Origin of the sequence: Emticicia oligotrophica DSM 17448, from assembly GCF_000263195.1 — a bacterium.
In the GTDB taxonomy this organism is placed as follows: Bacteria; Bacteroidota; Bacteroidia; order Cytophagales; family Spirosomataceae; genus Emticicia; species Emticicia oligotrophica.
Window position 1 is genome coordinate 1655820 of the sequence record NC_018748.1, and the last position, 14770, is coordinate 1670589.

12 protein-coding genes are annotated in these 14770 nt (G+C 38.2%); 2 read left to right on the plus strand and 10 right to left on the minus strand.

The genetic code is table 11. The features are described 5' to 3' along the window. Positions 1-4 precede the first annotated feature (4 nt). The 9 genes from EMTOL_RS06855 to EMTOL_RS06895 all read right to left on the minus strand — a co-directional run bounded on the left by EMTOL_RS06855 (position 5) and on the right by EMTOL_RS06895 (position 10287). Positions 5-607, minus strand: coding sequence for an OmpH/Skp family outer membrane protein (locus tag EMTOL_RS06855; protein ID WP_015028546.1), 603 nt, complete (start codon positions 605-607; stop codon positions 5-7). 150 nt (positions 608-757) lie between these two features. Beyond that, positions 758-1828, minus strand: a complete 1071-nt coding sequence (gene leuB, locus EMTOL_RS06860; RefSeq protein WP_015028547.1) for a 3-isopropylmalate dehydrogenase — start codon at positions 1826-1828, stop codon at positions 758-760. 124 nt (positions 1829-1952) lie between these two features. Beyond that, the gene (locus EMTOL_RS06865; protein ID WP_015028548.1) at positions 1953-3512 is read right to left on the minus strand and encodes a hydroxymethylglutaryl-CoA lyase-like TIM-barrel protein; all 1560 of its coding nucleotides are present in this window, start codon (positions 3510-3512) and stop codon (positions 1953-1955) included. A 74-nt stretch (positions 3513-3586) separates the two neighbouring features. Continuing rightward, the gene (leuD, locus tag EMTOL_RS06870) at positions 3587-4183 is read right to left on the minus strand and encodes a 3-isopropylmalate dehydratase small subunit (RefSeq protein ID WP_015028549.1); all 597 of its coding nucleotides are present in this window, start codon (positions 4181-4183) and stop codon (positions 3587-3589) included. A gap of 102 nt (positions 4184-4285) precedes the next feature. Then, on the minus strand, positions 4286-5686 hold the full coding sequence (gene leuC / locus EMTOL_RS06875) for a 3-isopropylmalate dehydratase large subunit (protein ID WP_015028550.1): 1401 nt from the start codon (positions 5684-5686) through the stop codon (positions 4286-4288). Between the two features lie 16 nt (positions 5687-5702). Continuing rightward, positions 5703-6110: a transposase gene (locus EMTOL_RS06880; protein ID WP_015028551.1), complete on the minus strand. Its 408-nt coding sequence runs from the start codon at positions 6108-6110 to the stop codon at positions 5703-5705. A gap of 87 nt (positions 6111-6197) precedes the next feature. Then, complete coding sequence (locus EMTOL_RS06885; RefSeq protein ID WP_015028552.1) at positions 6198-7040, minus strand: helix-turn-helix transcriptional regulator; 843 nt, start codon at positions 7038-7040, stop codon at positions 6198-6200. 85 nt (positions 7041-7125) lie between these two features. After that, complete coding sequence (gene glgP, locus EMTOL_RS06890; protein WP_015028553.1) at positions 7126-8772, minus strand: alpha-glucan family phosphorylase; 1647 nt, start codon at positions 8770-8772, stop codon at positions 7126-7128. 264 nt (positions 8773-9036) lie between these two features. Next, positions 9037-10287 carry a glutamate-5-semialdehyde dehydrogenase gene (locus EMTOL_RS06895; protein WP_015028554.1) on the minus strand — a complete coding sequence of 417 codons (1251 nt, stop codon included), beginning with the start codon at positions 10285-10287 and terminating at the stop codon, positions 9037-9039. A gap of 275 nt (positions 10288-10562) precedes the next feature. On the opposite strand from EMTOL_RS06895, the gene EMTOL_RS06900 reads away from it, so the two are divergent. Both EMTOL_RS06900 and EMTOL_RS06905 read left to right on the plus strand, forming a co-directional pair. After that, entirely contained in the window at positions 10563-12041 is a 1479-nt protein-coding gene (locus EMTOL_RS06900; RefSeq protein WP_015028555.1) for a DUF4301 family protein, read from the plus strand. Between the two features lie 93 nt (positions 12042-12134). Then, positions 12135-13214, plus strand: coding sequence for a phosphotransferase family protein (locus EMTOL_RS06905; protein WP_041693447.1), 1080 nt, complete (start codon positions 12135-12137; stop codon positions 13212-13214). 116 nt (positions 13215-13330) lie between these two features. Here EMTOL_RS06905 and ahcY read toward each other — a convergent pair whose 3' ends face one another. Continuing rightward, complete coding sequence (gene ahcY / locus EMTOL_RS06910) at positions 13331-14647, minus strand: adenosylhomocysteinase (protein WP_015028557.1); 1317 nt, start codon at positions 14645-14647, stop codon at positions 13331-13333. Between the last annotated feature and the right edge of the window lie 123 nt (positions 14648-14770).

The window sequence follows — 14770 nt, forward strand, 5'->3', positions numbered from 1 at the left end:
TCTTTTAATCTTTTTTTGGCGGAACTGTGCCCATCTTTATTAAAACTGCATCAGTTAGGTCATCTTTGCCATTATCTGCTGAATACAGCATGGTTATATTTGATTCACCACTGCTAGCATCCATATTTCTTCTAAATACAAATTTGTAACCTTTTTCGGCTGCTACTGCTTTGATTGCGGCATTGGTTTTCTCTCGAATATCGAAGAATTTATCTTGGGCTAATTTTTGTAACTCAGCCTGTGAATTTGCTTGAAAATCTTCAGCCTCCTTTTTTAAGTTTTGTACTTTTTTGAGTTTAGCATTAAGTGAATCGGTTGTAAGGTTGGTTACATCTTTCATCATTGCTTGATAGATGGCATATTCTTCTTGATAAACTTTAGCTTTTTGTTCTAATTTTGTTTCGAAAGAAACTCTTTTTGAGGCTAACTCTGCTTGCAGATTCTTTGTTTCCTTTAGGTTCTGTAAGATATAATCTTCATAAACATAAGCTAGTTTTATACCTTGTACGGCTGGCTTAGGAGATGTTTTGGTTGCAGGTTTTGACGCTTGAGAGAAGCCTAACTGGCTGAATAGTAATATAATAGCAACGAGTACTGTTTTTTTCATTTTTTAAATTTGGTGATATTTTAATCAAAAATACAGATTATTTCTTTCTAATAACACAAAAGAGTTGCAAAACCCTTTCATAAAAAACAATGGCACACCTTTAAAAGATGTGCCATTGTAGATTTATCATTATCTACGCCCGAAAACGTATTATAATTTAGATAAAATTTGCTCGCCCATGGCTTCTGTTCCTAGAATCATATCGGCTGGTGTATTTGCATCAGCAATATCTCTTGTACGGAAACCTGCTTTTAAAGTAGCATCTACTGCCGTAATAATTGCTTCAGATTCAGCTTTTAATCCAAACGAAATATCAAGCATTAATGCTGCTGATAAAACTGATGCCAAAGGATTGGCTACTCCTTTGCCAGTGATATCGTGTGCCGAACCGTGAATTGGTTCATAAACACCAGTACTATCGCCAACCGAAGCAGATGCTAACATTCCCATCGAACCTGCAATTTGAGAAGCTTCGTCAGTAAGAATATCACCAAAAAGGTTACCCGTTACTACCACATCAAATTTACGTGGGTCTTTGATAAGGAGCATGGCTGCGGCATCAACAAATTGGTGCTCGAGTTGTACTTCTGGGTAGTCTTTAGCTACTTCAAGCACCACCTCACGCCACAAACGGCTGCTTTCAAGAACGTTTGCTTTATCAACCGACATCAATCTTTTTCCACGAGTCATGGCAGCATCGAATGCTTTACGTGCGATACGCTCAACTTCGTATTTTGAATAAATCATGGTATCATAAGCAGTATTTCCTTCGTCGATACGCTCACGTTTTCCGAAGTAAACATCACCTGTTAGCTCACGGAAGAAAAGAATATCAGCTCCTTTCAAAAGCTCTGGCTTAATGCTTGAGGCTTCTAAAAGTTCATCAAAAAGTTTGATTGGGCGAAGGTTAGCATAAAGGCCTAATTCTTTACGCATTTTCAATAAACCTTGCTCTGGGCGAACCTTAGCCGAAGGGTCATTGTCGTATTTTGGGTGGCCCACTGCACCAAATAAAATGGCATCAGAGGCTTTCATTTTTACAAGTGTTTCTTCTGGAAGCGGGTCGCCAGTTGCTTCGATAGCAGCGTGACCAATAAGAGCTTCATCGTAAGTAAATTCATGGCCGAATTTCGCAGCGATTTTTTCTACTACTTTTTTACCTACGGCAGTTACTTCCTGTCCAATTCCGTCTCCTGGGACGATTAAGATATGTTTTTTCATGATTGTATTTAATTTTTATCACTTAGAATACCACGGTTGGTAGTAATCAAAGGATAAATTTTATTCCATTTTAAAATAAATACTTTAATGGTATAAACTAATGATAAACTTTGATAAATTGAAATTAAATCAAATTCAACATCTTTTGCGTGGCTTTGATGGCCGAAACCGTTTGGTCAGAATCTAAACCACGAGTTTTGAAGGTTTTTCCATTAAACTCCCAACTGATAATTGTTTCACAAAGAGCATCGGTTTTTCCACCCGGAGGAATCCTTACGGCATAGTCAGTAAGAAATGGTAAATCGACCTGTTTTTTCTTATAAATCTTCTTCAAGGCATTCATAAAGGCATCGTACTGGCCATCGCCTTGAGCACTTTCTTCGAATACCTCTTCTTCGATTTTCACCATTAAGGTAGCCGAAGGGCGAAGGTTCTTCGAATGTGTCATTACGTAGTTTAGTACGTGTACTTTCTCAGCCACCATTTCACTATCCAATACGTCAGAGATAATATATGGGAGGTCTTCCTTCGTAACAACCTCTTTTCTATCACCTAATTCGATAATGCGTTGGGTAACTTTCTTTACCTCTTCAGGCGAAAGTGAAATACCTATTTCTTGTAGGTTTTTTTCGATATTGGCCTTACCAGATGTTTTCCCTAAAGCATACTTTCTTATACGTCCGAAACGCTCGGGCATTAAATCGTTGAAGTAAAGATTGTTTTTATTATCTCCATCGGCGTGAATTCCAGCAGTTTGTGTAAAAACATTTTCGCCAATGACTGGCTTATTTACTGGAATTCCAAAACCAGAAAACGATTCAACAACTTTACTAACGGTGTAGAGCGATTTTTCAACAACCCGTGTTTTTACTTCTGGCATGAAGTCGTTGATAACGGCTATCGTACTCGATAATGGAGCGTTGCCCGTACGCTCACCCATTCCATTAACGGTTAGGTGTAGGCCATGTACGCCCGCACGGATAGCCTCCATCACGTTTGCTACGCTTAGGTCATAATCATTATGAGCGTGAAAATCGAAATGTTGATTCGGATAACGCTCAACGATTGCCTTAATGTATTCGTAGGTTTCGTATGGGGTAAGTACGCCCAATGTATCAGGTAGCAAGATTCGCTTGATAGGTTGAGTACTCAGAAAATCGAAGAATTGAAAAACATATTCTCTCGAATTTCGCATACCATTACTCCAATCTTCTAAGTAAACATTGGCATCAATACCTTTCGATTGTGCCAAAGAAATCACTTGTTCGATTTCAGCGAAATGCTGCTCAGGTGTTTTCTTTAATTGGTGTATTAGATGGTTTAATGAACCTTTCGTAAGCAAATTCATTACCTTAGCACCCGCTTGTAGCATCCAATTAACCGACGCTTCACCATCAACAAAAGTTAAAACTTCTACTTTATCGAGCAAATGATGTTCTTTTGCCCAATTTGTGATTTTCTGTACTGCCAATAATTCTCCTTCAGAGACACGAGCCGAAGCAACCTCGATTCTATCGACTTTTACTTCAGTAAGCAACATCTGTGCGATGGCTAATTTTTCAGAAGCCGAAAAAGATACTCCGCTGGTTTGTTCGCCATCGCGGAGTGTTGTATCCATTATTTCAAGATTGCGTTTCGCTATTTGCTGTTGACTATTGGTGTCTTCTTTTGAAGCCATTTTCATAAGGATATATCATTTATGATAAGCAAAAGCCTTTAAAAATCAGCTAAAAGCCAAATTTAAAAGCTAATGGCTTTTTAGTAAAGACTCTTTTCTGCAAATGCAGCAATATCGGCCTTCATAGCTTGAAGATAATCAATATCATCATAGCCATTCATTAGGTTATTTTTCTTGTAACCGTTGATACTGAAACCTTCAGACTCGCCAGTTGCCAAGATAGTCACCTTTTGTTCTGGAAGGTTTACTTCAAGCTCAGTATTTGGGTCGGCCTCAATAGCAGAAAAGATTTTATGTAAAAACTCTGGGCTAACCTGTACTGGAAGGATACCAATATTGAGGGAATTACCTTTGAAAATATCAGCAAAGAAGCTTGAAATTACGCAACGAAAACCATAATCGTAGATAGCCCATGCAGCATGCTCACGGCTTGAACCACTACCAAAGTTACGACCACCTACAAGGATTTTGCCTGAATAAATAGGATTATTCAATACGAAATCAGCTTTTGGTGTATCATCAGCGTTATAACGCCAGTCTCTGAATAGGTTTTTATCAAAATCTACACGGCTCGTCGCTTTCAAGAAACGAGCAGGAATGATTTGGTCTGTATCCACATTTTCGATGGGCATCGGAACTGCGGTGCTTTTAAGTACTGTAAATTTATCGTATGCCATTTTTTAGAATATTTTTTACCACTTAGATACACAACCACATATTTAGTCTCTTACTGAAAACTTATACTTTAGTGTTCGTTAGTGGTGAACTTTAGAATTTGATTATAAAAGCTCTCTTGGGTCAGTAACTTTACCTGTTACAGCCGCCGCCGCAGCTACCAATGGAGAAGCTAAGAGTGTACGTGAGCCAGGCCCTTGACGACCTTCAAAGTTTCGGTTTGAAGTAGAAACGGCGTATTTTCCTGCAGGAATTTTATCGTCGTTCATAGCCAAACATGCCGAACACCCTGGTTGGCGAAGTGTGAAGCCAGCATCAGTAAGAATATCTAAGATACCTTCTTCTTTGATTTGGCTTTCTACGATATGCGAGCCTGGTACTAACCATGCTGTTACATTATCTGCTTTCTTGCGGCCTTTCACTACCGACGCAAATGCACGGAAATCTTCGATACGACCGTTTGTACAGCTACCCAAGAAAACGTAGTCGATTGGTTTGCCGATGATTTGCTCATTTTCAGCAAAACCCATATAGCTCAACGATTTAGCATAAGAAGCGGCACCGTCTAATACTTCAGCAGCTGTAGGGATATTTTTCGAAATACCTGTTCCTAAACCAGGGTTTGTACCATAAGTAATCTGTGGCTCAATTTCAGAGGCATCGAAAGTATATTCGATATCAAAAGTAGCACCTTCATCAGTTTTAAGCGTTTTCCAGTATGCCAATGCTTTATCCCATGCCTCGCCTTTTGGAGCTTGTTCACGGCCATTGATATAAGCAAAAGTAGTTTCGTCAGGTGCAACCATACCTCCTCTCGCACCCATTTCAATCGACATATTACAAACAGTCATACGACCTTCCATTGTCATGTTTTCGAAAACTTCACCAGCATATTCACAGAAATAGCCAGTAGCACCTGCTGCCGAAAGTTTAGAGATGATGAAAAGCGTTACGTCTTTTGGTAAAACTCCTTTTCCTAATTTACCATTGATTGTTACACGCATTTTCTTTGGTTTTGGCTGCATGATACATTGCGAAGAAAGAACCATCTCTACTTCTGATGTACCGATACCAAAAGCAATTGCACCAAATGCACCATGAGTAGAAGTATGCGAGTCTCCACAAACGATTGTCATACCCGGAAGTGTAATACCATTCTCTGGCCCTACTACGTGTACGATACCATTTTTTTGATGACCTAAGCCCCAGTGCGAAATACCATATTTATTAGCATTGGTTTCGAGTGCTTTCAACTGATTTGCCGAAAGTGGGTCTTGTACTGGCAAGTGTTGGTTGATAGTTGGTGTATTGTGGTCAGCCGTAGCAAATGTACGGTTAGGGTAAAGTACACCGATGCCACGACTTTCGAGGCCTAAAAACGCAACTGGACTTGTTACTTCGTGAATGAAGTGGCGGTCGATAAATAAAACATCGGGACCGTCTTCGATATTACGAACAACGTGTGCATCCCATACTTTGTCAAATAATGTTTTTGGTGCTGACATATTGATTTTAATTGTTTTAATGCGATTTTGTTTTTTGTTTTTTCGCCGTAGAGACAGGGCAATGCCCTGTCTCTACATATTGCCCTGTCTCTACGGGGTCGATGGGGGCAATTTTATCATTAGGTTCAATGATATTTTCATCCATACCATTTTTATTCAAAATCAAAATTCCATGAATATGATTAGGCATCACAATAAATTCACCCAATTCAATAAATGGAAAATGTTTGGGGATTTCATACCAAAAGCCCTGCACAATCGCACCAACGGTCGAAAGTCTCAATTTACCTTTTTCACACTCCCCTAAAAAATATTGTCGGTTTTTTGTACAAATCGTAATGAAATACGCCCCATTTGTGCCGTAATCCCAGTGGGGATGCCTTGCCGAAGGAATGCGATATTTATTTTGAAATTTGTCCGCCATAGGTATGTGTGGAATAGGCGATACAAAATTGAGTATAATAACCTAATAATGATTAACGAAATACGACCAAAAAATAACGTTTTTGGTTTAATTGATTTTATTGGGCGTAAAACCGTATTTTTCTTTGAATGCTTTGATAAAATGTGATACACTTTCGTAACCTATTTCGAGGCTAATCTCTGAAACATTCTTTGGGGAGTTTTGAAGCAGGAAGTAGGCATATTCTAACCTTTTATTTTTAATCCATGCGGCTGGAGAGGTATGAAATTGCTGTTCGAAGTCGCGTTTAAAGGCAGAAAGGCTTCGGCCAGAAATCTGTGCCAGTTCGGCAATTGAGAGTGGCTTGAGATAGTAGTTTTCGAGAAAATAGGCTAAATCTAACTTTTGTCCTTGGTAAATATTAAAGAGTGTTTGTCGAAATTGATTGGTAGGGTCGAGTTCAATTAAATGAAGCATTAATTCATTAAATTTTAGCTTCAAAAATTGATTCATGAGTTTAGTACGTGTACTGAAAAACGGAATGAGTGAATCGACAAATTTATCGAAGTTTTCGCTGCTTTCTAAACTCAAAATTTGTTCGATTGCATTTTCGGTTAAATCTTCAAATAAACTAAGATTTTGCCCTACGAACTCTTTCAATAGTTTTTCGGGAAAGAAAAAAACCAAACTTCGGTAATTGACATCAATCGATTCATTCATTGAGTAGCAGCCACGTTGAAAAAATAAGATTTGCCCTTTTTGTACATGAATATCTTGGGTGGGTGAAATGAATTTTTTCTCGCCTTCAAGTACATAAATAATGGCGTGTTCCTCAAAGAAAATCTCATTTTTTGAAGGATAAATATTGTTTCTATAAGCCACGAAAGTCATGTCTTGAATCTGCAATGATTCAAATTCTTTCGGACTTATAGAAGAAGGAACACGAAGCATATTTTATACATTAATTCAGTCTTAAAGATAATAGTATTTTAAATAAAAACCCTCTCGTTGATGAGAGGGTTTTGTATATACTTCATCAATAAACCTTCTCATAATATTCTGTTGCCATTCGGTCGGCATCAAAGAAAGCATTTACATCATTCATACTTTGCAAAACCATTTTTTGCCATTGCTCTGGTTGATCATAATACATAGGCAAAATTTTATTTTCGAGCATATCAAGCATATTATGTATATCTACTCTGTCTCTTTCCCAATCAGGCGAGTGTGGAGCATCTGGTACTACGAAGGCATTGTTTTCGTTGGCAAATTCACAAATCCAGCCATCAAATGTTGAGAAATTCAAAGAGGCATTCATGGCAGCCGTCATACCGCTTGTTCCAGATGCTTCACGCGTAACAATCGGTGTATTGAGCCAAACATCAGAACCATCCTTAATGAGTTTCGATAAGCTTAATTCATGACCCGTAAGTACGGCCATATTTGGGTATAAATGGCTCAAATAATAAAGTTGATTGAAAATATTGATAGCCCCACCATCAAACGGATAAGGTTTACCTGCCCAAATAAACTGTATAGGATATTTGGTGTTTTTCATTATTCTTTCAAAACGTTCACGATCTCTGGTAAGTAAATCTGGGCGTTTGTAAGCTGCAAATCTTCGAGCCCAAATAATAGTAAATACCTCTGGTTTAAAGAGTTTGCCAGCTTGGTCGGCTACCGTTTTGAAAAGTACTTCCTTTAGCTCCTTCTTACGTGAAACAATTCTTTCGATATCACCTTTTTTTCGAGCTGCTTCTAAGATTGGGTCAGCCCAGTAGAGGTTATTTTGAGCATTGGTTACGTGCGTAATTTCGCAAATATCTTTATATCCTCCCCACATTTTACGAGAAACCTCCCCGTGTAATTTTGAAACAGCATTGGCTTTTCGACTTAAACGCAAAGCCACCAAAGAATGGTTGAAGATATTATCAGTAATACCAGTAATCTTACGCACTTCATTTAGCGGGACACCATCGAAGAAATTCAAGGATTCAAGCATATTGATGTCATGTTTTTCATTGCCAGCCTCTTCGGGTGTATGGGTAGTAAAAACCAGACGTTTCTTAATATCGGTTACATTACCAAATTTTTTGTATAAATGAAATACCCCCGAAACCGCATGAGCTTCATTGAAATGATAGACATCTGGTTCGTAGTTGATTTTATCTAAAAACTTGCAACCACCTAATCCTAAAATCATGCATTGTGCAACTTTCACCGAAGCATCTGCATCATAAAGTCTGTATGAAAGTGAGCGAGCCCAAGTATCATTACCATCGGTATCTGTAGTAAGAAAAAACATAGGCACAGTACCAAAAGTTGTGGGTGGTAAGAAATAAGCCGCTACCCAAACCACTCGATTCTGAACATTGATTTGGAATTTTACGCCTGTATCTTGCAAGAAGCTATACATTTTCTCACGAAACTGTACAGCCATACTATTATCGGTATTTCGAACTTGGTCGTAGTAGCCATATTTCCACAAAATACCAATACCTACGAGGTTTTGTTTTAATTGGTATGCACTACGCATGTGCGAACCCGCCAAGAAGCCCAAACCACCTGAATAGGTCTTGAGAGCTTGGTCGATGGCAAACTCCATTGAAAAATAAACAGCTGATTTCTTAAACTTTGGGGCAAAAGAATAGGGATGAGCAAATTGCTCAGGTAGGTTTTTCATTGTATCATAGGTTATATTTTCTATGACAAATGTAGAGAATTTTCTGAATTAAACCTCAAAAAATCGGGCTTTGGCTTCGCTCAGCCACCGATTTTTTATAATCCCAGCGAGCGTTTTTTTGTAATATCAGCCAGCAATTATTGAGAATGTCAGTCAGTGATTTTTAGTAATGTCAGTGAGTGATTTTTTGTAATTTCAGCCAGTGATTTTTAGTAATGCCAGCGAGCTATTATTGGGGATAACGGTAGCTGAGCGAAGCCGAAGCTACCATCTCACTTGTCCATCACCCACAACGACCCATTTTTCAGTTACGAGTTTTTCGAGAGCGAATGGGCCACGAGCATGTAATTTTTGCGTAGAAATGCCAATTTCTGCTCCTAAACCAAATTGCCCACCATCAGTGAAGCGAGTAGAAGCATTATGGTAAACTGCGGCGGCATCTATTTCGGCCAAAAAGAGTTCGGCAAGTATTTGATTATTAGTGAGAATAGCTTCTGAATGTCGAGAAGAATAGGCCTGTACATGAGCCAATGCTTCCTCAAAACCACTAACAGTTTTGATGGTAATTTTATAATCTAACCATTCACGACCAAAATCTTCAGGCTGAGCTTGGTGTAGATTTTCGTAAGCAAGTTTTTCAAAAACAGCATAAGATTTTTCATCGGCATAAACCCCCACATTCCACTTTTTGAAATCTTCCACCAACATTGGCAAAAATTGCTCGATAATCGCTTCATCTACGATTGCACAATCTAAAGAGTTACAAACCGACGGGCGAGAAACACGAGCATTAACGATAATTTCTTTGGCTTTTGATAAATCGGCAGTTGATTCTACATAAGTATGCACTACTCCCGCTCCAGTTTCGATGGTGGGGATTAATGAATTTTGACGAACGTATTGAATGAGTGAATCCGAACCACGAGGAATGATAATATCAATAAATCGAGTTGCTTTGAGGAGTTCTTCGGTAAACTTGCGATCGGTTGGTAAAAGTAAAACTGCTTCATTATTTACACCAAATTTTGCTAAAACTTGATGAATTAAACCAACTAAGCATTGATTTGAAAAATAAGCTTCTTTTCCACCCTTCAAAACACAGGCGTTTCCTGATCGTAGGCAAAGAGAGGCTACATCAATAGTTACGTTTGGTCGTGACTCATAAATAACGCCAACCACACCCATCGGTACAGCTATTTTTTTTATGTTTAAACCATTTTCAAGATTTCTTTCTAATAAAATTTCGCCAGTTGGATCAGGTAAAACGGCTACTTCTCTTAGTGAATCAGCTAAGCCTTGAATACGACTTTCGGTCAGTAACAGACGGTCGTATTTAGGGTCAGATTTATCCATTAAGTCTAAATCCTTCTGATTTTCGGCCATTATTAACTCTTTTGATTGCTCAACTAATCTTGCTAATTCATTGAGTAATTCGCTGCGTTGTGTATCAGATAGGCGGCGTACTGCTGACGAAGCCTGCTGGGTTTGGTGTAAAAGAGAAACGATTGAATCCATGATTTTTGGGAAGTCCAACAGCCCAGAGTCAACAGTCGATGATACGTTATAGACTGTAACTATTTGCCATTGACTAAATTACTTTAATTAATCAAGCTAAAAACATTGCCTTGATTTTAATTTTTCGTAAAATTACGTTTTAAACAGCTACTATCATAAAAATAAAGTAGTTGATGCACCAAGAACACTATAATTGTTTTAACAAGTACCTAACAATCAATTATTTATATGCCTGTAAGCAATTGATTGTTGGCTAATAAATTCAACCATTTTATATGTTTAGCGAAAAAGACCTTAACCAAATTGCTGCCCGTGGGGCTAACTTAGAGACGATTGAAGAGCAAATCGAGAATTTTAAAACTGGCTTCCCTTTTCTGAATGTGGTTAGAGCTGCCACCATTGATGATGGCATCATTCAGCTTGGCGATGAAAAAGCTAAACAATTAGCACAAGATTTCGATGACCAAATTGTAGGAAAAAAACTCTTAAAATTTGTGCCAGCCTCAGGTGCCGCGTCACGTATGTTTAAATCGCTTTTTGCGGCTTTAGAAGAAAACAAAATCGATAAATCGGCTAATGAAGTTTTAGAACGCCTCGAAGAATTTGCTTTTTACAAAAGTCTGATAAAAAGTATCGGAAGTGAGTCGGCTGACCACAAGACTGTTTTGAAATATTTACTTACACCCGATGGCCTCGACTATGGTAGCTTACCCAAGGGGTTATTGGAATTTCATAAATACGATGGATTTACTCGCACGCCTGCCGAAGAACATTTAGTTGAAGGAGCAAAATATGCTAATGCTGGTGGTAAAGTGAATCTTCATTTTACAGTTTCGCCTGAGCACAGAAGCAAATTTACTGCTTTAATTGATGCCGTTTTGGCAGATTATGAAGCAAAATATGATGTAAAATATGATATTAGTTTCTCAGAACAAAAACCTTCGACCGATACAATTGCTGTAAATCTTGATAATACGCCTTTCCGTACTGGTAATGGCGATTTGCTTTTCCGTCCCGCAGGACATGGGGCATTACTCGAAAATCTCAACGACCAAGATGCGGATGTGGTTTTCATTAAAAATATTGATAATGTAGTGCCTGATTCTCTCAAAGAACAAACCATTATCTACAAAAAAGCATTGGCAAGCTTAGTGTTGAGCTATCAACAAGCTGTTTTTGCTTATTTAAGCATGATGGACGGAGCAGATTTGAAAGAAGAGGATGTAGAAGAAATTGAAGATTTCATTGAGTTTGATTTATGTGTAGAATTCCCTGAAGGATATGATGATTATACTTTCGAAGAGCGTAAAACCTATTGCCGTTCGAAACTCAATCGACCGCTACGTGCTTGCGGAATGGTGAAAAACGTAGGCGAACCAGGTGGTGGGCCTTTCTGGGCTGAAAATGCCGATGGTTCTTGTTCGCTTCAGGTAGTAGAATCGGCTCAAATTGATTTGGCAAACCCAGAACAAAAAGAAATTTTTGATGGGGCTACTCACTTCAACCCAGTTGATTTGATTTGTACTTTGAAAGATTACAAAGGTAATAAGTTTAACCTTTTAGAGTTCCGTGACCCTAAAACTGGTTTTATTACTCAAAAATCACAAAGTGGGAAAGACTTAAAAGCACAAGAATTGCCAGGCTTGTGGAATGGTGCAATGGCTGATTGGAATACTTTATTCGTAGAAGTGCCATTAATTACATTTAATCCAGTGAAAACTGTCAACGATTTGTTGAGACCAGAACATCAGTAATGAATGATAAATTAAGTACGTAGAATTGACCCAATTCTGTATTCATAATTATTGATTAAGCTGCGGAAGACCGCACATTTGACCGTAGATAAAATGTCTTCATTAAAAATAGATACACCTACCAGTGTTAGGCAAGGTGAAGAATTAGATTTGGTAAAGCTTAATGGCTTTATAAAATCTCAATTGCCTGATTTTGAGGAAATAATAGAAGTTTCGCAGTTTCCAGGTGGATACTCTAATCTGACTTATTTCTTAAAAACTATTAATCACGAATATGTTTTGCGTCGCCCGCCCGTAGGTGCGAAAGATATCAAAGGGGGGCACGATATGGCTCGTGAGTTTAAGATTCTTACCGCAATAAAATCTATTGGCTACGCTAAAATACCCAACCCTATTATTTTTACCGATGATGAATCGGTGATGGAGTGCCCGTTTTATATTATGGAACGTGTACAGGGCATTATCTTACGAGCCAAAGATGCTCCCAAATTGATGAGTACCGTTGCCCCTGCCGAAATGCGGAAACTTTCGGAAGCATTGTGTGATAATTTAGCTGCCTTGCATGCCATTAATATTGAAGCAACTGGTTTGATTGGCATTGGTAAACCCGAAGGCTATATTCAACGACAAGTAGAAGGCTGGCACAAGCGTTATTTGGCTTCACAGACTGACGAAATTGTGGCTATGGATATCTTAGCTACCTGGCTCAAAGAAAACCTACCAACCGAAGGCAAACCCACACTCATTCACAATGATTATAAATATGATAATGTGGTTCTCAACGCTAATAATTTATCAGAAATTATTGCGGTTTTAGATTGGGAAATGACAACCGTGGGCGACCCCCTCATGGATGTAGGTACGAGCCTTTCTTATTGGGCGGAAGCCAATGATGGTGATTTTGAAAAAACTTTTAATCTTTCATGGGTAAATGGCAACCTTACTCGACAAGAGTTTGCCGAACGTTATTCCGAAAAAAGTGGTCGAGATGTATCAAATATTCTTTATTTCTACGTTTTTGGTCTATTTAAAAATTCAGTGGTAATTCAGCAGATTTATAGTCGATATAAAAAAGGGCTAACCAAAGACCCACGTTTTGCAGATTTGATTTTTGGGGTAAAAGTTCTATCCAGAAAAGCCATCAAATCAATAGAAAGTGGGGAGATGATGTAATATTTTTATTGCTTTGACTATAAAAACAAACCCGCCCAGCTATTTTAATAACTGGGCGGGTTTAATATTTTATCATCAATCAGTCAAGAATATTAGATTCTTATGACTTCATTTGATTAATAACGATACATTTCAGCTTTGAATGGACCTTCCACACTTACACCAATGTAAGCTGCTTGTTCTTCATCCAATTTATCTAATTTAGCACCAACGTGAGCTAAATGGAAAGCTGCTACTTTCTCATCTAATTGCTTAGGAAGAACGTAAACTTTTTTCTCATATTTCTCTGGATTATTCCAAAGTTCGATTTGAGCCAAAGTTTGGTTTGAGAATGAACATGACATCACGAATGATGGGTGACCCATTGCACAACCTAAGTTTACTAAGCGTCCTTCAGCCAATATAATGATTTCTTTTCCATCAACTTCATACATATCAACTTGTGGTTTGATAGTAGATTTTGTGTGACCATAGTTTTTATTCAACCATGCCATATCAATTTCATTATCGAAGTGACCAATGTTACAAACGATAGCTTTATCACGCATAGCTTTGAAGTGACGGTCACGGATGATGTTTACATTACCTGTAGCAGTTACGAAGATATTTGCACGAGTTACGGCTTCGTCCATTGTTACTACCTCGAAACCATCCATTGCAGCTTGTAAAGCACAAATTGGGTCGATTTCAGTAACTAATACACGGCAACCAGCACCACGAAGCGACTCTGCCGAACCTTTACCTACATCACCATAACCAGCAACAGCAGCAACTTTTCCGGCCATCATTACATCAGTTGCACGACGAATCGCATCAACTAACGATTCTTTACAACCGTATTTATTATCGAATTTAGATTTCGTTACAGAGTCATTAACATTGATAGCTGGTAAATGCAATGTACCGTTTTTCATACGCTCGTATAAACGGTGTACACCAGTTGTTGTTTCTTCTGATAAACCTTTGATACCCGGGATTAGGTCAGGATAAACATCAAAAACCATATTCGTAAGGTCACCACCGTCATCCAAAATCATATTCAATGGCTTTTGTTCTTCACCAAAGAATAAAGTTTGTTCAATACACCAGTCAAATTCTTCAGCTGTTTGGCCTTTCCAAGCATACACTTGAATACCCGCAGCAGCAATAGCAGCAGCAGCGTGGTCTTGTGTAGAGAAAATATTACATGATGACCAAGTTACTTCAGCACCTAACTCCACAAGGGTTTCGATAAGAACCGCCGTTTGGATTGTCATGTGTAAACAACCAGCTACTCTTGCTCCAGCTAATGGTTTTGATGGACCATACTCAGCACGGATGGCCATTAAACCTGGCATTTCGGCTTCTGCTAATTTAATTTCTTTGCGACCCCAGTCGGCAAGGGAAATATCTTTTACCTTATAAGGGAGATAAGTTTTTGTTGCTGTTGACATTATTAATATAAGTTAAATTATCCTTAGAAATTTCTTTATTTAGTTGCTTTTTCTAAATTTTCAACAAAATTAAGATAAATTATTTGCCGTATCAACATATTTTGGATAATTTTTATTTAATAA

Excerpts from the sequence above, each read along its gene's own strand:
- EMTOL_RS06895 (WP_015028554.1), bottom strand. The coding sequence starts at position 10,287 with ATGGATTCAATCGTTTCTCTTTTACACCAAACCCAGCAGGCTTCGTCA.
- EMTOL_RS06855 (WP_015028546.1), bottom strand. The coding sequence starts at position 607 with ATGAAAAAAACAGTACTCGTTGCTATTATATTACTATTCAGCCAGTTA.
- EMTOL_RS06900 (WP_015028555.1), top strand. The coding sequence starts at position 10,563 with ATGTTTAGCGAAAAAGACCTTAACCAAATTGCTGCCCGTGGGGCTAAC.
- leuD (WP_015028549.1), bottom strand. The coding sequence starts at position 4,183 with ATGGCATACGATAAATTTACAGTACTTAAAAGCACCGCAGTTCCGATG.
- glgP (WP_015028553.1), bottom strand. The coding sequence starts at position 8,772 with ATGAAAAACCTACCTGAGCAATTTGCTCATCCCTATTCTTTTGCCCCA.
- EMTOL_RS06885 (WP_015028552.1), bottom strand. The coding sequence starts at position 7,040 with ATGCTTCGTGTTCCTTCTTCTATAAGTCCGAAAGAATTTGAATCATTG.
- leuC (WP_015028550.1), bottom strand. The coding sequence starts at position 5,686 with ATGTCAGCACCAAAAACATTATTTGACAAAGTATGGGATGCACACGTT.
- EMTOL_RS06905 (WP_041693447.1), top strand. The coding sequence starts at position 12,135 with ATGTCTTCATTAAAAATAGATACACCTACCAGTGTTAGGCAAGGTGAA.
- EMTOL_RS06865 (WP_015028548.1), bottom strand. The coding sequence starts at position 3,512 with ATGAAAATGGCTTCAAAAGAAGACACCAATAGTCAACAGCAAATAGCG.
- ahcY (WP_015028557.1), bottom strand. The coding sequence starts at position 14,647 with ATGTCAACAGCAACAAAAACTTATCTCCCTTATAAGGTAAAAGATATT.
- EMTOL_RS06880 (WP_015028551.1), bottom strand. The coding sequence starts at position 6,110 with ATGGCGGACAAATTTCAAAATAAATATCGCATTCCTTCGGCAAGGCAT.
- leuB (WP_015028547.1), bottom strand. The coding sequence starts at position 1,828 with ATGAAAAAACATATCTTAATCGTCCCAGGAGACGGAATTGGACAGGAA.